The organism is Rhizobiaceae bacterium (assembly GCA_023953835.1).
GTDB lineage: Bacteria > Pseudomonadota > Alphaproteobacteria > Rhizobiales > Rhizobiaceae > Mesorhizobium_G.
Window position 1 is genome coordinate 3214197 of the sequence record JAMLJB010000001.1, and the last position, 18086, is coordinate 3232282.

The 18086-nt window shown below is 62.6% G+C and carries 15 protein-coding genes and 1 tRNA gene; 11 read left to right on the plus strand and 5 right to left on the minus strand.

Annotated elements, in window-relative coordinates; translation table 11 throughout:
• Positions 1-141: 141 nt before the first annotated feature.
• The 10 genes from torT (at position 142) to M9924_15090 (ending at position 12949) form a co-directional block, all read left to right on the plus strand.
• Positions 142-1212: a TMAO reductase system periplasmic protein TorT gene (gene torT, locus M9924_15045; protein ID MCO5065714.1), complete on the plus strand. Its 1071-nt coding sequence runs from the start codon at positions 142-144 to the stop codon at positions 1210-1212.
• A 69-nt stretch (positions 1213-1281) separates the two neighbouring features.
• The gene (locus M9924_15050) at positions 1282-2817 is read left to right on the plus strand and encodes a sugar ABC transporter ATP-binding protein (GenBank protein ID MCO5065715.1); all 1536 of its coding nucleotides are present in this window, start codon (positions 1282-1284) and stop codon (positions 2815-2817) included.
• Positions 2814-3818 (plus strand): ABC transporter permease, encoded by a 1005-nt coding sequence (locus tag M9924_15055; protein ID MCO5065716.1) that lies wholly within the window; start codon positions 2814-2816, stop codon positions 3816-3818. Before M9924_15050 ends, M9924_15055 begins: the two co-directional genes overlap by 4 nt.
• Positions 3811-4821 (plus strand): ABC transporter permease, encoded by a 1011-nt coding sequence (locus M9924_15060; protein MCO5065717.1) that lies wholly within the window; start codon positions 3811-3813, stop codon positions 4819-4821. The genes M9924_15055 and M9924_15060 overlap by 8 nt, the downstream gene beginning before the upstream one ends.
• Positions 4822-4832: 11 nt before the next feature.
• Positions 4833-6887 carry a hydantoinase/oxoprolinase family protein gene (locus M9924_15065; protein ID MCO5065718.1) on the plus strand — a complete coding sequence of 685 codons (2055 nt, stop codon included), beginning with the start codon at positions 4833-4835 and terminating at the stop codon, positions 6885-6887.
• Positions 6888-6919: 32 nt separating this feature from the next.
• Entirely contained in the window at positions 6920-8704 is a 1785-nt protein-coding gene (locus M9924_15070; GenBank protein ID MCO5065719.1) for a hydantoinase B/oxoprolinase family protein, read from the plus strand.
• Complete coding sequence (locus tag M9924_15075; GenBank protein ID MCO5065720.1) at positions 8701-9954, plus strand: aminotransferase class III-fold pyridoxal phosphate-dependent enzyme; 1254 nt, start codon at positions 8701-8703, stop codon at positions 9952-9954. Before M9924_15070 ends, M9924_15075 begins: the two co-directional genes overlap by 4 nt.
• A gap of 133 nt (positions 9955-10087) precedes the next feature.
• Positions 10088-10825, plus strand: coding sequence for a GntR family transcriptional regulator (locus M9924_15080; GenBank protein MCO5065721.1), 738 nt, complete (start codon positions 10088-10090; stop codon positions 10823-10825).
• A gap of 40 nt (positions 10826-10865) precedes the next feature.
• Complete coding sequence (locus M9924_15085) at positions 10866-11531, plus strand: class II aldolase/adducin family protein (GenBank protein MCO5065722.1); 666 nt, start codon at positions 10866-10868, stop codon at positions 11529-11531.
• Complete coding sequence (locus tag M9924_15090; protein ID MCO5065723.1) at positions 11528-12949, plus strand: FGGY family carbohydrate kinase; 1422 nt, start codon at positions 11528-11530, stop codon at positions 12947-12949. Before M9924_15085 ends, M9924_15090 begins: the two co-directional genes overlap by 4 nt.
• 19 nt (positions 12950-12968) lie before the next feature.
• Here the strand turns inward: M9924_15090 and M9924_15095 are convergent, their stop codons facing one another.
• The 4 genes from M9924_15095 to M9924_15110 form a co-directional block, all read right to left on the minus strand.
• Positions 12969-14240: a hypothetical protein gene (locus tag M9924_15095; GenBank protein ID MCO5065724.1), complete on the minus strand. Its 1272-nt coding sequence runs from the start codon at positions 14238-14240 to the stop codon at positions 12969-12971.
• 71 nt (positions 14241-14311) lie between these two features.
• Positions 14312-14386 (minus strand) — tRNA-Val (locus tag M9924_15100).
• A gap of 58 nt (positions 14387-14444) precedes the next feature.
• Positions 14445-15140 (minus strand): phosphoglycolate phosphatase, encoded by a 696-nt coding sequence (locus tag M9924_15105; protein MCO5065725.1) that lies wholly within the window; start codon positions 15138-15140, stop codon positions 14445-14447.
• Positions 15141-15176: 36 nt separating this feature from the next.
• Entirely contained in the window at positions 15177-15944 is a 768-nt protein-coding gene (locus M9924_15110; protein ID MCO5065726.1) for an arginyltransferase, read from the minus strand.
• 221 nt (positions 15945-16165) lie between these two features.
• Here M9924_15110 and sthA point away from each other — a divergent pair, with 221 nt between their 5' ends.
• A complete protein-coding gene (gene sthA, locus M9924_15115; GenBank protein MCO5065727.1) occupies positions 16166-17554 on the plus strand; it encodes a Si-specific NAD(P)(+) transhydrogenase in 1389 nt (462 codons plus the stop codon).
• Between the two features lie 11 nt (positions 17555-17565).
• On the opposite strand, the gene M9924_15120 is transcribed toward sthA, so the two are convergent.
• Positions 17566-18042 (minus strand): RDD family protein, encoded by a 477-nt coding sequence (locus tag M9924_15120; GenBank protein ID MCO5065728.1) that lies wholly within the window; start codon positions 18040-18042, stop codon positions 17566-17568.
• Positions 18043-18086: the final 44 nt, after the last annotated feature.

The following is an 18086-nucleotide window of genomic DNA, read 5'->3' on the forward strand; positions in this document are numbered from 1 at the left end:
TAGACGATATTCGGCTTTTGTCGTGATGACATATAAATATAAATCATCGCAGTTTGAATATATATCACCATACGTGCAGTATATTTTAAGTTGTGAATGGAAAGTCGAGCAAATGCCAATGGGGAACAACGGAGACAACTGATGAAATCGAGATCATTGATACTGGCGTTCGCCGCTGCGGGCGCGATCGCTGCATCCTTTCCGGCCCAGGCCGCGGACTGGTGGCCGTTTGGCGTCGTCCCGGATGGACCGGACAGCACCACGATTGAATATGTTCCGCTTGAGAAGGCATCTAAGGAGTGGAACCTTTGCGTGCTTATCCCGCACCTGAAGGACAGCTACTGGCTCGCCAACAATTACGGCACGGTGCAGGAAGCCAGGCGGCTCGGCGTTCACGCCTACACCTTCCAGGCGGGCGGATACGACCAGTTGTCCAAGCAGCTTTCGCAGTTTGACGACTGCATCGCTTCCAACGCCGATGCCATTCTGGTCTCGCCGATCACCGAGGCGGGCATCGCGGGAAGCCTGAAGGTCGGGATGGAAAAAGGCATTCCGATCATCGCGGTCGCCAACCCGATCTACGACAATCCGATCACCGCGCTCATCACGACCGACCACCGCGCCAAGGCGTTCCAGTCGGGCAAGGCGCTGGTCGACAAACTCGGGCCTGAGGGCGGCAAGGTTGTGGCGTTCCCCGGCCCGCAGAACTCGGGTTGGGCCGAAGCCTATCTGGAAGGCTTCCAGAAGGCGCTGGAAGGCACCAAGGTCGAGGTGATCGGCGTCAAGTGGGGCGAACCCGGCGTTGCCGAACAGCTCACCTTGATCGAGGACGCATTGCAGACCTATCCTGAGATGACCGCGATCTGGGGCGGAGCGCAGACTGCGGAAGCCGCCGTCGGCGCCATTGCCGAAGCAGGCCGTCCCGAAATCGCAATTGTCTCGTCTTGGGAAAGCCAGACCACGCCGCAGTTGATCAACGACGGCAAGATCGGCGCCTTCGCGACTGAGTATCCTGTCATCCTCGCCCGCATCGGCGTGGACCTGGCGGTGCGCGCACTGGAGAAGAAGCCGATCGAGTTCATGGAAAAGCATCCTGACGCGCGCGTTCTGCGCATCGTTCCCGGCCTGGTGACCGCCGAGAACATCAAGACATTCGACGCGACGCAGATTTATGCGCCCGCCGATTGGCAGCCGGTCTTCGACACCAAATGACCGCGCCGCGCCACGACCCTCCTCCCAGGTCGTGGCGCACATTTCCTTGTTGAACGGATCTGGCCAGATATGACCGATGCGATACTCCAGCTATCAAATGTCAGGAAGCAGTTCGGCGGATCACTGGCGCTCGACGAAGTCGATTTCGACCTTCGCCCGGGCGAGGTCCACGTGCTGTTCGGCGAAAACGGCGCCGGCAAGAGCACGCTGATCAATATCATCACCGGCAATCTCCAGCCGGATCGCGGGCAATATCGGCTGGCCGGGGAAACCATTGCCCGGATGACTCCGGCGCTCGCGCGCTCGACCGCCATTGCCGCCGTGTTTCAGGAATTCAGCCTCATTCCCGACCTTTCCGTGGAGGAAAACCTTTTTCTCGGCCGCGAAAAGAAGGGCTACGGCGTTCTCAGGCGCGGACAGATGCGCGCCGAGGCCGCCGCCTTCATGGCGAGGCTCGGCTTCGACATTCCGGTTCGCGCGAATGTCGGTGCGCTGTCGCGGGCCGAGCGGCAGATGGTCGAGATCGCCAAGGCGCTGTTCGGCGAGGCACGCATTCTGGTCCTCGACGAACCGACCGCATCGCTGACCGATTCCGACGCGAACAAGCTCTTCGACGTCATCGTGCGGCTCAAGGAGCGCGGCGTCGCGATCATCTACGTGTCGCACCGCATGCGCGAAATCCGCCAGCTCGCAGACCGGATCACCGTGTTGCGCGGCGGCCGCAAGGTTGCGACGGTGGATGGCAAAGGCGTCACCGAGGCCCAACTCGTCGAGATGATGGTGGGCCGCCCGGTCGAGGATCTTTACCCGACCGTCCACCACAAGCCGGGCAGGGTTGCCCTTGAGATCGAGAACCTCAGCAGCAAGGACCAGCGTGTCAAGAACGTGTCGCTCGAGGTTTGCGCGGGCGAGATCGTCGGACTGGCGGGTCTTGTCGGCTGCGGCAAGGGCGAGATCGGGCGCCTCGTCTTCGGCATCGATGCAATGAGTTCCGGTCGCATCCTCGTCAATGGCGAGGTCCCGGTCAACCAGACGCCGCGCGGCATGCTGCGTTCCCGGGTTTGCTATTTCCCCGCAGATCGCGGGCGCGACGGGCTGGCGCTCAACCGCCCGGTCCGCGAAAACGCGTCGGCGGCGGCGCTAGACCTGAAGAGCATCGGCGGTGGGGGGTGGCTGCGCAGCGGCAATGAACGCACGCGCGTGCGCTCCGTGCTCGAGCGCCTCGCCGTCCGGCCTCTCGCGCCCGAGCAGAATGTTGCGCAGTTTTCCGGCGGCAACCGCCAGAAGGTCATGCTCGCCAGGGGGCTGATGCGCGACATAGACGTGTTCCTGTTCGACGAGCCAACCGTCGGCATCGATGTCGGCGCGAAGGCGGAAATCTACGCGCTGATGCGCGACCTCACCGAGGCGGGCGCGGCGGTGCTGCTTTCCTCCTCGGAAATGCCGGAGGTGCTGCACCTCGCGCATCGCATCTACGTGATGCACGAAGGCAGGATCGTCGACGAACTGGTCGGCGATGAACGAACGGAAGCCAACATCCTGTCGTGCTTCTTCGGCAAGGCCAGCAAACAGGCGGGCAGCGACGCCGTGGCGGTGCCGGCATGAGCGCCCCGGAGCAATCGCGCATGCGCGAGCGCCTTGTCGGCATGCTCACGAGCGGCGGCATCCTGATCCTGCTCATCGTGGTCACCGCGGCGGTGACGGCCTATATCCAGCCGCGCTTCCTCAACCATCTCAACATCATCAACGTGCTGCGCAACGCGGCGATCCTCTCGATCGTCTCGCTCGGCCAGATGCTGGTGATCATCGTCGGCGGGTTCGACCTTTCGGTCGGCGTCATAGTAGCGTTCGCCTCGGTGGAGACGGCGTTCCTGATGGGATTGCTGCTTACATGGCTGCCGGATTTTCCGGTTCTGGCGGTGATCCTCGCCATCATGCTCGCGGTCGCCAGCGGCGCGCTGATCGGCATGGCCAACGGCATCTTCGTCAGCCTTTTCGGGCTGTCGCCTTTCATGGTGACGCTGGCGATGAGTTCGGTGGTGGCCGGCGTCACCTTCTATTTCACCAAGGGCATCCCGATCTACGGCATTCCCGATTTCTTCCTGACCGGGGTCGGTCGCGGCCAGATGTTCGGCGTGCCCGTCGTCGCGGTGATCGGCGTCGCCTTTGTGGCGCTGGTGGCGCTCATGCAGCGGTTCACCAGCCTTGGCCGCCATGTCTACGCCATCGGCAGCAACATAAATGCGGCGCGCCTGTCGGGCGTGAACGCAACCTGGCTGCTGATCGGGGTCTATGCGGCAAGCGGGGCGACGGCTGCGATCACGGGCATATTGCTGACTGCCCGCATCGGCTCGGGCCAGTCCACGCTCGGCGAGACGCTGGCGCTAGAATCGATTGCGGCGGCGGTGGTGGGCGGCGTGTCGCTGATGGGCGGAACGGGCCGTGCCGAACGCGTGATGCTGGGCGCACTGTTCCTCGCGCTGGTCTCCAACTCGATGAACCTCATCCGCATCGACAGCAAATTTCAGACGCTCGTGCTCGGCGTGGTGCTGATCGCGGCCGTGTGCATCGAACTGCTTTACGGAGCGCGCAGACGCCATGGTTGAGATGTCGATACAGAAATCCGGGCGCTCGCCCTCGATCTGGGCATGGCTTTCCGCCCCTTCGCTTTCGCCGTTGCGGTCGCTGATTCCGGCGCTGGTCCTGCTGGCGGGCTTCGCGATCTACGAACCGAATATCGTATCGCGCGCAAATCTGTGGAACATCGCTGTCCAGACCAGCTACCTCGCCATCTTCACGCTTGGCCAGTCGCTCGTCATCCTGACGGCGGGGCTGGACCTGTCCATCGGCATGGCCGTGTCCTGGGTCAGCATCACGGCGTCCTTCGCGATGATGCAGTTCATCGCCGATCCGGTCGTGGCGGTCATCGTGTTCATTCTCGCTGGCCTTGCCGCCGGGCTGCTCGTTGGTGCGGTCAACGGCTTTCTGGTGGCGGGCGTCGGGGTCAATCCGTTCGTGGTGACGCTCGGCACCTTCAACATCCTGCTGGCGCTGAACTCGACCATCACCGGAGGCTTTCCGGTGATTGGCTTTCCGCCGGAGCTTGGCAGGCTGCTGGTCACCGGCACGGTGCTGGGCGTTCCGGTGCCCATCGTCGTGGCGCTCGTCCTGCTGGCTGCCGCCGGCCTTGTGCTGAGGCGCACCGTGCTTGGCCGCAGCCTGTACCTGATCGGCTCGAACCCGAGCATGGCCTTCGTCGCCGGGGTCAGCGTCAGGCTGCATATGTTCATGGCCTATGTGCTGTGCTCCGGGCTGGCCGCATGCGGCGCGCTGCTGCTCACGGCGCGCGCCGGTTCGGGCGAGCCGAACATCGGCGTTGCGATCACGCTCGAAACCTTCGCGGCAGCCGTCATCGGCGGCACGCGTCTGCGCGGCGGGGAGGGGGGTGCGCTTGCCGCCCTCGTCGGCGCTTTCTTCATCACCGTTCTGTCGAACGGCATGAACCTTGTCCGCATCGACGGCTACATCCAGCAGATGTGCCTCGGCGCAATCGTCATCCTTAGCCTTCTTATCGAGCGCTGGTCGCAGCGCTCCCAGCGATCTGCGTAGAGGAATTCCGCATGTTTCAGGCCTGCATCGACATAGGCGGCACGTTCACAGATTGCCTCGTCTCGGACGAGACGGGAAAGATTTCGCTGTTCAAGGCTCCGACCACCCCCGGTGAATTCCATCGCGGTTTCATCGACGTGCTTCACGTCGCGGCAGAAGGCTACGGCCTGTCTCCGCTGGAGTTCATGTCGCGGATAGACATGATCGTGCACGGCTCGACCGTGTCCACGAATGCGCTCGTCGAGCGCAAGCTGGCGCGAACCGCCGTGCTGCTCAACGAAGGCCATCAGGACATTCTGGTCCTGCGCGAAGGGCCGCGCAAAGGCGCGTTCGAATGGGAGATCAACTATCCCGAGCCGTACATCTCGCGCAATCTCACCCGCACGGTCGGTGGCCGCATCGATGCGCGCGGCAACGAGATCGTGCCGTTCCGCGACCAGGACGTGCTCGACGCCATCGAGGTGTTCAAGCGCCAGGGCGTGGTCGCCATCGCCGTCGGGCTTCTCTGGTCGGTGGTCAATCCGGCGCACGAGCTGAGGGCGCGCGACATCATTGCCCGCGAATGGCCGGACGTTTCGGTCACGCTTTCCCACGAGATCAATCCGATGCCGCGCGAATACAAGCGCATCATCGCGGCAGCCATCGACGCCTCCATCAGCCCCATCGTGCGCGGCTATGTGGAGCAGCTTGAGGAGGCGCTGAAGCGCGAGAAATTCGGCGGACAGTTGCTGCTGGCCAACTGCATCGGCGGCATGATGCCCGTTTCCGATATGATCAAGCGCCCGATCTACAGCGTCATGTCTGGGCCGACGCTCGCGCCGATGGCCGCGCTTGCGCTGACCGACGAGGAGGACGTGATCGTCGGCGACATGGGCGGCACCACATTCGACGTGTCGGCGCTGCGCAACCACCAGATCATCGTCACGCCGGATTCCATGATCCACAACGACTCGCTCGGCATTCCTAAAGTGGATGTGCGGTCGGTGGGCGCCGGCGGCGGCTCGATTGCTCATGTCGATCAGGGCGGCCTCTTGCATGTCGGCCCGAAAAGCGCCGGGGCGTGGCCGGGTCCCGCCTGCTACGGCAACGGTAACACGGAGGCGACCGTCACCGACGCCAATGTCGTGCTCGGCATCATCGACCCGGACTTCTTTCTCGGCGGGCGCATCAAGCTTCGTCGCGATCTCGCGGAAGCCGCGGTGCAGAAGATCGCCGACCGGCTGGGCACCAGCCTGACGCACGCGGCCTACGCGATCCACACGACCAGCAACCACAACATGGTCGCGGCCATCGAGGAAATTACCATCCGCGAAGGGCTCAACCCGAGGGAAAGCTATTTCGTCTGCGGCGGCGGGGCGACGCCCTGCCATATCGCCGAGATGGCCGACATCCTCAACCTGAAGCGCTACATGATCCCGCGCTACGTGGCGGGGCTGAGCGCCTTCGGCGGCCTGATCTCCGACATACGCTGGGAGCAGAATGGCGTGTGCCAGACCGACAGCCGCAAGTTTGTGCCCGACGCCGTGAATGCGGCGCTGGACAGGCTGCGCAGCGAGGGCGACAGCTTCCTCGAAGGCGCAGGCATTCCGAAGGACAGCAGGCGGTTCGAATATTCCTTCATGGGCCGCTACGAATACCAATCGTGGGAAATCGAGGTCGGCTTCGAACGGCCGGAAGCGCTGACCGCCGACGACCTGCCGCAATTGGTCGAGAATTTCCACCGCATCCACGAACGCATCTATTCGATCCGCGCGGATGAGGATGTGGTGGAATTCATCACCTGGAAGGTGCGGGCGATTGGGTCGCGACCGGGGCAGACGCTCTACCGTGATTTCAAACTGCCGGCGAAGAGCGGAACGGCAGTCGCGAAGAACCGGCGCAGGGTCTACCTGCACGAGCGCTCCGAGGCCGTCGATCTCCCAGTCTATGACGGCAGCCAGGTGTTGGCGCAGGCGGTGTTTGAAGGCCCCTGCCTGATCGAGAGCGAAACCTTTACCGCGCTCATCAAGTCGGGACATCGGGCCGAGGCCGACGCCTACGGAAATCTCCTCGTCGAAGTCGCGTGACGCGGCGAATAACGGCAACAAGGAACCTGAGAATGCACGGCACCGTCGAAGAACCGAAATCCTCAGTCGGGATGCGCAACGACCCGATGCTGATGGCGGTCCTGAAAAGCCGCTTCGAGGCGATTGTCCGGGAAATGACGCTCGTGGTCATGAAGGCCAGCCGCTCGGCGGTTATCAAGAACGCGCGCGATTTCAGTTGCGCGCTCCTGACCTACGATCATCGCATCGTCTCGACCGAGAACGCGTTGCCGATCCACGTTGCGTCCATGAACCTGGTCACCAGCCCGATCACCGAACTGTTCGACGACATTCGCCCCGGCGACATGTTCCTCAACAATTCGCCGTTTCACGGATCGACGCACCATGCCGATATGACGCTGGCCATTCCCTGTTTCTTCGAAGGCAAGCCGCTGTTCTGGGCCATGGCGCTGTCGCACCATGCCGATACCGGCGCGCCGGTTCCGACCACCTATCTGCCCTTTGCCCGCACGATCTATGAGGAGGGAATCCATTTCCCCTGCGTGCGGATCGCGCGCGACCATCAATTGATCGAGGACGTCATTCGCATCGGCATGGTCAGGAACCGCGTGCCCAACCTGTGGCTGGGCGATCTTCAGGCGCAGATCGGCGCGTGCAAGACCGCCGAGCGCCGCTTGACGGAATTGCTCGGCAAATATGGCCATGACGTCATCGCCGATTTCATCGAGGACTGGTTCGAGTATGGCGAGCGAATGGCCATTGCCGAAATCAGCAAGCTGCCCGCCGGGGTCTACAAATACGAAACGAAGCACGATCCGGTGCCGGGCGTGGCGGAGGACGGCATACCCGTGCGCGTCGAGATCACGGTGGAGCCGGAGGAGGGCACGATCACCGTCGATGTCCGCAACAATATCGACAATGTGCCGGGCGGCCTGAACCTTACGGAAAACACCACGACAGGCGCATGCCGCATGAGCCTGTTCAACAATATCGATGCGAAAATTCCGCACAATCACGGCAGTTCGAGCCGCGTCAAGGTGCTCATGCGCGAAGGCTCGGTGGTCGGTAAGCCGCGCTATCCGGTGGGCACCTCCGTCGCGACGACCAATGTCAACGACAGGCTGATCGCAGCCGGCAGCGCGGCCTTTTCGCTGATGGGGCCGCCCTGGGGCCAGGCCGAAGGCGGACAGCAGCTTCCTGTCGGCATCGGCGTCGTGTCGGGCTTCGATCCCTTCAAGGACGGCCAGCCCTATGTGAACCAGGTGTTCATCGCCTATGGCGGCGGCGGCGCGAAATACGGCTATGACGGCTGGCTGACCTATTGCGGCCCGGCCAATGGCGGAATGATCAATCTCGATTCCGTCGAGGTGGACGAGGCGATGTATCCCTTCGTCATCGAGTCGCGCGGGGTCGAGCCCGACACCCAAGGGTTCGGCGAGTTCGAGGGTTCGCCCGGCGTCGGCGGCGTGTTCTATCCGGTTGGCCACGACATGACGGTCATCTATTCGGCGGACGGGTCGACCATCGCTCCCAAGGGCGTGCTCGGCGGAGCGGCGGCAGCGCCGAGCCGCAGCGCCAAGCGCATGCCGGACGGAAGCCGCAAGGAGCTTCCGGCCTTCAACATCGAGACATGCCGCGCCGGCGAGAAGATGGAATTTCTCGCGGGCGGCGGCGGCGGATATGGAGAGCCGCGCAACCGATCGCCCGAAAGGGTCCTGCGAACCGTGAATCTAGGCTGGCTGAGCCCCGAAAGGGCGCAGGAGATCTACGGGGTTGCGGTCACATACAACGAGGCATCAGCCCAATACGAATTGGTCGAGACCAAGGTCACATCATGAATCAAAACAACAGCATGACGCGCGACCAGGAACTGCGCGCGCGGGCCCTCAAGGTTGTGCCCGGCGGCATGACGGGCCATCTCAACGCAGCCGCGCTGCCATCCGGCTATCCGCAGTTTTTCGAGTCCGGCTCGGGCTGCCGGATACGCGACGTCGACGGGCGCGAGTTCATCGATTTCATGTGCAGTTGGGGTCCTGTCATTCTCGGACACCATCATCCCGAGGTCGAGGAAGCCGTGGCGCGGCAGATGGCGCTGGGCGATTGCCTGAACGGTCCCACGGAGCGCTTCGTGGAACTGGCCGAATTGTTCACCGACAGGGTTGAGCATGCCGACTGGGCGCTTTTCCAGAAGAACGGGACGGATGCCACGACGGTGTGCCTGACAGTCGCGCGCGCAGGGACCGGCCGCAGGAAGATCCTCGTTGCAAGCGGTGCCTATCACGGCGCCATTCCGTGGTGCTCGCCTTCCCTTGCCGGCGTGACGGCGGAGGATCGCGCCCATCTCATCTACTTCGCCTACAACGATCTCGACGCGCTGGAGCGCGCGGTAGCGGAAGCGGGCGACGACCTTGCCGGGATCATGGTCTCGGCTTTCCGGCACGATGTCGGGTTCGACCAGCAACTGGCGCGGAAGGACTTTGCGCAAAGGGTGCGCGCGATCTGCGACGAGAAGGATGCCGCACTCATCGTCGACGACGTACGCGCGGGCCTGCGTGTCGCGAAGGGGTGCAGTTGGGAAACGCTGGGCGTGAACCCGGATCTGAGCGCATGGAGCAAGGCGCTTGCCAATGGCTATGCGCTGGCGGCGGTCGCCGGCTCCGACCGCTTCAGGCAGGCGGCGACACGCATCTACTCGACCGGTTCGTTCTGGTCGGCGGGCGTCTCGATGGCCGCTTCCATTGCGACGCTGAAGGTGTTGGGTTCGGTGGACAGCATCGGCTACCTGCAACGGATCGGCGAAAGGTTCAGGACCGGCATCGCCGCGCAGGCGGCCAGATATGGCATCGGGGTCCGCCAGACCGGCCCGGCGCAGATGCCCACGATCCTGTTCGACGATGATGCCGACTACGCCAAGGGCTTCCTTTTCACGGGCGAAGCGCTGAGGCGCGGCGTCTATCTTCACCCGCGCCACAACATGTTTTTTTCCATGGCGCACCGCGAGGCGGATATCGACGAGGCGCTTGAGGCGACCGACGGCGCGTTCCGTGTCCTTGCAGAACATCTTGAGCAGAAGCGAAGGGTTGGATAGCAGATAGAACGCAAACTCGGTCTTTTCTTAATTTTTCGCGCCTTGCAGACTGACAAGTGCCGGCCCGTGCCGCCATCTGCGCAACAGGCTCAGGTCGAAATCAGGCAGCTCGCGCAAGGCGGGAGGATATAAAGTGCTTACAAATAAAGAGACGTTTGAGGGCGGCGTTCTCACCGGTCGGCTCAACCTCGCCAGCCGCGTCTACCAGCATCTCAGCTACCAGCTCATGTCCGCGCGCCTCAAGCCGGGTGAGCGGCTGAAGATCAGGGAGTTGTCGCGGTCGCTGGAGGTCAGCGAAACGCCCGTGCGCGAGGCACTCCTGCAGCTGGTGCGCGACGGCGCGCTGGAGATGAAGGAAGGCTACTATATCAGAGTCAGGCACCTGTCGCTGGCCGAGTATCTGGAAATCCGCGACATAAGGCAGGAGCTGGAACCGCTCGCCGCCGTCAGGGCGCTTCCCCATTTGACCAAGGCGGACATCAGCGGTCTCGCGGAGGCGCACAGGAAGCTGGTGAAGGCGGAGAAGGAGCGCGCCTATGACGACGCGCTGCTGCACAATTACGATTTCCATCTCAGCATCTATCGCCATTCGGGAATGCCACAACTGATCGCGCTGCTCGAAAAGCTGTGGGTGCAGGTCGGGCCGATGCTCACCTTCCTCTATCCCGATGGCCATCCGACCTATGACGACCGTCACCAGCATCTCAACATCATCGATGCGCTGCGCAAGAAGGACCCCGAGGCGCTCAGGCACGCCGTGGTTATGGACCTGCTTGAGGGCGGGCGCAAATTCGTCGAATGGCTGGAGCGGCAGGAAGCCGCCCAGGGCATCGCGCAACCGGTGTCCAAAAAGGCGCCATCCAAGAAATGAACGGACCGAAGGCGGTGCCGTTCCAGAGCGAGGTTTCCACATGACATCCTGGGGCAAGATTTCGGACGCAACCTGCAATGCGGAATTGCTCAACGCATTCCAGAGATGCGGCAGCGCGCTGTTCGTGGGCAATTTGAACAACAGCCATTCCGGCAATATGAGCGTGCGGGACGGCGATGCGATGTGGATCACCCGCACGCGCAGCATGTGCCACGACATGAACCTCCACGACATCATACGCGCGCCTCTCGACGGAAGCGGCGACAGGTCCCAGCTTTCGCGCGAATCCGTGGTGCACGAGACGATCTACAACGAGACGGGCTATGAGGCGGTTGTGCACTGCCATCCGCGCGATGCAATCGCCGTGAGCTTCCTGCTGGACGCGATCTATCCCATGCAGATCGAGGGGCACGGCGCACTGCCCGGCGTCATTCCGGTGCTGGAATTCGAGGTTGCGACCGCATCGAAGGCGTTCGCGGCCAATGTCGCCGCGGCGATGAAAACCTATCCGGCGGTCATGGTTCGCGGCCATGGGCTTTTCGTCGGAGGAGGCAGCCTCGACCAGGCGACGCATCGTTCCTTCGTCGTGAACGATTCAGCCTATTTCACGCTGGTTGCCATGGATCGCGGGGCGGACATCAAGGCGCTGCTCGCCAAGCCCTACCTTGTGCGCGGCTACGGAGCGGTTGCCAGCGCCGCCAGATGACGCAGGCCTGCGTCATCGGCGTGGACATCGGGTCGTCCGCCGTCAAGGCGACGGCCTTCAATGAGGACTGGATCGCGACAGGAGAGGGCCGCAGGTCCTACAGCGAGACGCGCGGACCGTGCGGCGAGGTCACACTGTCCGTCCGCGACGTCCTTGCGAAATCGCGCGAGGCCATCGGAGAGTGTTTCGAGGCTGCGTCCCGCACCTGCAAGGATGCGCGGTTCGCGCTTTCGATCGCAAGCGTCGGCGAAATACTGGTGCCCGTCGATGCGAACGGCCATCCGCTCGCGGACGCGATTCTGAACGGCGACGCGCGGCTTTCGGGCGCACGCCAATGGTGGTCGGAGCGCATCGATCCGGCCTTGCTGCACGAGACTACCGGCCTGCCGATGCGGGACACATGGGCCGCGAATGTCGTCGGCCACCATCTCCGGGCGGGCCTGCGCCCCGCGCGCTTCCTGACGTTCGAGGACATGATCGTCGCCGCGCTCGGCGTCAGGCCGCAAATGTCGCTTTCGCTCGCTGCCCGCTCGATGATGCTGGAACTGCGCGCGCGGGAGTGGTCGTCGCAGATACTCGACGTACTCGGGATCGACGCGGCAAGCTTGCCGCCGGTCTCGCTGCCGGGCAGGGTGCTTGGAACGACCGCACGAGGCAATGAATGGGGCCTGCCTGCGGGCATCGTCGTGGCAAGCGGCGGCCACGACCAGTTCTGCGCCGCCGTCGGCACGGGCGCGTCGCCTGCAATTCCGATGTGGTCGACAGGAACGGTCGACAGCTTCGCGACACTGAAAAGCGACGTGTCGCAGGCTTCCGCGCTTCCGCAATACGAGGTAGATGACGGCGTCTATATGCGCACCGTGCCGAACCTTAACGGCGGACGGGTGTTGAGCTGGCTTTCAAGGCTGTTGAACACGGACAGGATCGAGCAATTCGTGGATGATTGCGAACGGCCCGAGAGGCTTCTGGTGGTTCCGACATTCGGGACGACCGGCGCGCCCGACTTCGACCCTGATTCGACAGGCATGGTCGTGGGCCTGACCTATGCCGACAATGCCGCAAGCCTTGCCGCCGCGGCGGTCGAGGGGATCGTTCTCGAAACGCGGCAGGCGGTCCTTTCCAGCGGCATCGACCTAGCGGGTTGCGAGGCGATCACCGTGGCGGGTGGATCTGCGCGATCCTCCCGCTGGCTTGGATTGAAGGCGGATGCGTTCGGGCTTCCCGTGCTGCGGCGCAGACATGTCGATGCCGGCATCGTGGGCGCGGCCATGCTTGCGCGTCGCGCGCTGGACGGCACGCGCGTCGATGTCGAGCATGCAAATCCCCGGCTGGACATGGTTCTTCCGACGAGTGAGGGCATGCAGCGGATGGATCGGCAGGCGGCCCGCTATGCCTCGCTAAGGCACAAAAGTCGCTGACGGCTGAACCGCGTCGGCTCTAGTGGGCATTTGTCGGCTTAGGGTCGACTGGCAAAGGCGCGGCCGGCTCGGTGGCCTCGTCAACCGGCAATTCCCACCCAAGCAGGCCATATGCCTCGTTGCGGACAAGGGGCGTCGCGCCTTCAACCATTTGAGAGGCGGCTGCCCCGACCAACACCCCTGCGGCAGACAAGAGCCAGGCCCTTGCAACCCTGCTCTTGCTTACACTTATGATGATATCGCGGTTCAACGCGACAACGTCTTCGGCATATAGGCCGCCGCCGCCCGGAATCGCCCGCGCATGGCTGACCCGTACCGTGATCTTGTGATTGCCGGGTTGAAGCGCCCGCAAGCGCCACTGCCATTGGCCGTATCCGAGTGCTGAATCGATCTTTACCGGGTCGTTGCCCAGTGCAATGACCTGAAGCGCCATCGGATCGGCATAGACTTTCGCGAACATCAAACCGGGTGCCGCCACTTCAGCGGTCTGGGGCGAACGCTTGCTGGATGTGACGTCTGCAAAACGAACGGTACCTATGTGCGTCGGCGAGACGATGAGGACGAACATATCCGTCACTTCGCCTTCAGTCATCTTTGTGGGGGGATCGAAATATATCCTTCCCAACGGGTGGTCGGCGACGACGGGTGCGGATTTGTTTGAGGTTTTCGGCTGAGCGGCAGCGGCCGGGGTGGCCTGCACAGGCTCTGCGGTTTTTTGTGCCGGTGCGGCCATCGGCACGGGTGCGGGCATGGGCTTTTCAGCTTTGATGGGCTTTTGCGTTACTTCGCGAAGTGCGCGGATATGCTCAACGTGCACCACGACCTGGGATGGGCGTGCGGCTGGAGGCGCGTCGCGTCGTCGTGCCGTATCGTCACGCTTCGGGCGCAGAAAGGACGGCACTTCGAGGTAGTCGGAATCTTCAATATCCGCATCCGCGAATGGTTCTACGCTTTCTCTTGTGAAATCGGCTTCCCGTCTTTCGCGCTCGACTTTGACATTGATGCCAGGGCGTTCCTCCCGGATAGGAACGTTCCAGCCGTACCGGTCGGACTCGTAGGAAACACGACCGGGATTGGTCCATCGGAAATTTGTTTCGATTTCGGGCGGTTCATCCCCTTGCAGAACGGGCTTGCGAACTGTCCGCAGTCGCAGGAAGAGCCACCCCGAGAAACAGATGGCAGCGCTGGCCAGAAACACCATGGTTAGAGTGTTCATGTTCCCTCCGGGCATGTCCGGATAGTAAGGCTGAATCAATCCGACGTCACCGCCAACGTTTGAATTAGCGGCCATAAGCCCGTGCACAACCCGGCTCGGCTACAAACCGCTTTCGCCCCAAGAATTTGTAGATACAGGAGGAAGAATGGTGGGCGATGTAGGGATTGAACCTACGACCCCACCCGTGTGAAGGGTGTGCTCTCCCGCTGAGCTAATCGCCCGTCAGGGGCGGCAAGCGCCCCGGAACGGGCGGCATATAAGGGGTCGCCTTTCGACAAGTCAAGGATGCCGGTTATCATTTCCCGCAGCGATCAGCCGGTCCGCGAGTTCCACGGTCAATTCCCGGTAGTGCGAGATCACCAGAGACGGCTCAAACGCGCTCACATGGATGTCCGTGTAGCCGAAATCGACGGCGATGACGGGAATGCCCGCCGCCTTCGCCGTGTCGATGTCCGTACGCGAATCGCCCACCATCAATGCCTGCGACGGATTTCCGTTCGCCATCTCGATCGTTTCCAGCAGGTGGCGCGGGTCCGGCTTGCAATGCATGAAGGTGTCAACCCCGCAGATGGCCTCGAATCGTTCGCGCAGGCCCAGCCCCTCGATCAGCCTGAGCGCCAGCGCTTCGGTCTTGTTTGTGCAGATCGCAAGCAAATAGCCCGCTGAACTCAATTGGTCGAGCGTGTCGAGCACCCCGGGAAAGGGCAGGGACTTGCCCGGTATATTGCCCGAATAGTGCTCCAGAAAAGCGCCATACATACGTTCCAGGGCTTCGGGCGTGAGCGGGCGGTTCTGTGCGCGGTGCGCGCTTTCGATCATTGCCTTGCCCCCGGAGCCCAGCGCCTGGCGAAAGCCTTCGGCGGCAACCGCGCTCAGCCCGTCGCCCGCAAGGCTATGGTTCAGTGCGTCCAGCAGGTCAGGAGCTGTGTGGATGAGAGTTCCGTCGAGGTCAAAGACGGCAATCTTGCTTTTCATGTGCAATCGACTCCGAAGCTGAAGCGTGAAGCTCGTTCAATCACGCTCGGCATCGGGCGGGACATAGCGCTCCCAGCCTTTCGGTCCCAGATGCTCCTGCGGCAGGAAGCGGACCTTGTATCCCATCTTGCGCGAACCGTTCACCCAATAGCCCAGATAGACATGGGGCAGGCCAGCCGCGCGCGCCCGGCTGATATGGTCGAGGATCATGAACGTGCCGAGAGAGCGGTCCTCCATCCCGGAATCATAGAAGGAATAGACCATGGACAGGCCGTCGGCCATGCGGTCCGTCAGCGCCACTGCGATCAACTCGCCTTCCCCGCGACCCGTGATGAAGCTGTCCGGGCCGCGTCGGCGGTATTCGATCACCTTCGTGTCGACATGCGTGTCCTCGACCATCATCGCATAGTCCAGCACGGTCATGTCCGACATGCCGCCGCGCTTGTGACGCGCGTCCAGATATTGGCGGAAAAGCGAATATTGCTCGGTCGAGGGTTCGGCGTCATGCATCGCGCCGATCAGGTCCGCGTTGCGGCGCAGGATGCGCTTCATGTTCTTCGTCGGCGCGAACTCGCTGGTAAGGATGCGAACCGAAACGCAGGCGCGGCAGTTCTCGCACGCCGGTCGGTAGGCGATGTTCTGCGACCGCCTGAAACCGCCCTGCGTCAGCAAATCGTTCAGTTCGGGGGCCTTTTCGCCGACAAGATGCGTGAAAACCTTCCGCTCGAATTGCCCTTCCACATAAGGGCAGGGCGACGGCGCGGTCAGAAAAAATTGCGGCGAGTGGATCGGTTGCTGGGTCATGTGTTTGTCAAACTATAGCGCCAGCCTCGCGAATCGTGAAGCGCCTGAATTCGAAACTTGCGGATGATGGGCAGAGCTATTCGGCTAAGCAATTCAATATTTCTGCCCGGGTTCATTCAAAATATAATGCACTGCACAACGCGTTCAACCGTTGAAATCCATAGTTCCTTGCCGCAATCTGTCTTTATCTTCGCAAGTGCGAAATCCATGAGGGGACAACCATGGACCATTTCGACCTCGTTGTGATCGGCAGCGGTCCATCCGGGCGGCGCGCGGCAATCCAGGCCGCAAAGCTCGGGAAGTCCGTGGTCGTGGTGGACAGGGGTCGCCGTCTGGGCGGCGTTTCGGTGCACACCGGAACCATCCCGTCAAAGACCTTGCGCGAAACCGTACTCAACCTTTCTGGTTGGCGCGAGCGCGGCTTCTACGGACGCGGCTATCGCGTCAAGCAGGACATTTCGATCACCGATCTCGTGCAGCGGCTGCACAAGACGCTCGACCACGAGGTCGAGGTGCTCCAGCATCAGTTCATGCGCAATGGCGTGCGCAACATGCGGGCAGGCGCGCGCTTCGCCGAGCCGAACCTGCTGACCCTGACGAACGATCACGGCGACACCAGTTCGCTTGCCTTCGATCACGCGCTGATTTCCGTGGGCACCCGCCCCCATCGGCCCAAGGATGTTCCGTTCGACCGCAAGCATGTGTTCGACAGCGACGAAATGCTGGAGATCGAACGGCTGCCGCGCACCTTGACGGTCATCGGGGGAGGCGTCATCGGCGTCGAATATGCGACCATATTTTCGGCGCTCGACGTGCCGGTCACCCTGATCGAGCCGCGCACGTCGATACTCGATTTCATCGACCGCGAGATCGTCGACGACTTCATGCACCAGATGCGCGACCGCGGAATGCAACTCAGGCTCGGCACCGCCGCCAAGTCCATCGAAGTCAAGAACGGGCAGGCCGAAGTCATGCTGTCCGACGGGCGGGTCGTGCGCTCGGAAGTCGTGCTCTATGCGGCGGGCAGGAGCGGCAATGTGGAATCGCTCGGGCTCGATGCAGTGGGTATCGAGGCCGACAACCGGGGCCGCATCAAGGTGGACCCCCTGACATTCCAGACCACGGTTCCGAACATTTATGCGGCGGGCGACGTCATCGGCTTCCCGAGCCTTGCCTCAACGGCAATGGAGCAGGGCCGGGTGGCGGCCTGCCACGCGTTCGGCGTGTCGCTGCCTCCGGCGCCGGAGACCTTTCCGTACGGCATCTATGCGGTGCCGGAAATTTCGACCGTCGGTCAGTCGGAGGAGGAAATTCGAAGCAGCGGCATGGCCTATGAAATCGGCGTCGCCCGTTTCCGCGAAACGTCGCGCGGCCACATCATGGGCGTTGACAGTGGCTTCCTGAAGCTGATTTTCGATCAGGACACGCGCCGCCTGCTGGGCGCGCATATCGTTGGTGAAGGTGCGACCGAGCTGGTCCATATCGGGCAGGCTGTCATCAATCTCGGCGGCACGGTGGACTTCTTCGTCAACAACACCTTCAACTATCCGACGCTTGCCGAGGCCTACAAGATTGCGGGCCTCGACGCCTGGAACCGGATGAATCGTTAGATGATGGATCGTTAGATATTGTCGCGCAGCACGACCGTTCCGAGCAGCAGGTCGTGAACGGTGCGCTTGTAGTCCGTAAACAGCGTTGCCAGCAGGATCAGCGGCGTGAGAACGACATTGCCCGCCCAGAACAGCACCGAATGCACCACAGCCGTCATGCCGTCGATGGGCGAGCCGTCCATGCGGTAGATCCGCAGCCCCATCATCCTCATGCCGACCGTCGCCTGGTTGGGGCCGCCCATGGTCTGCCAGATATAAGTCAGCACGATCAGCACGGTGGCCGGGCCGAACACGAAGAACAGCAGCCAGCCCGCGCCGAGCGTTGCGACGCCCAGCAGGAAGAACACCACCGCGAGCGCAATCGTCATCGCTCCGACAATCAGGTAGTCGATCACGAACGCCATCATGCGCCGTGTCAGCACGCCGTCGAGGGCGCGCGGATCGTTCAGCGCAAACGGCGCGTTTGCCGCATAGGTTTCAGTGTTCATCGGCAGGCGCTCCACTCTGTCCATGCCGCATAAATGGGCATTTC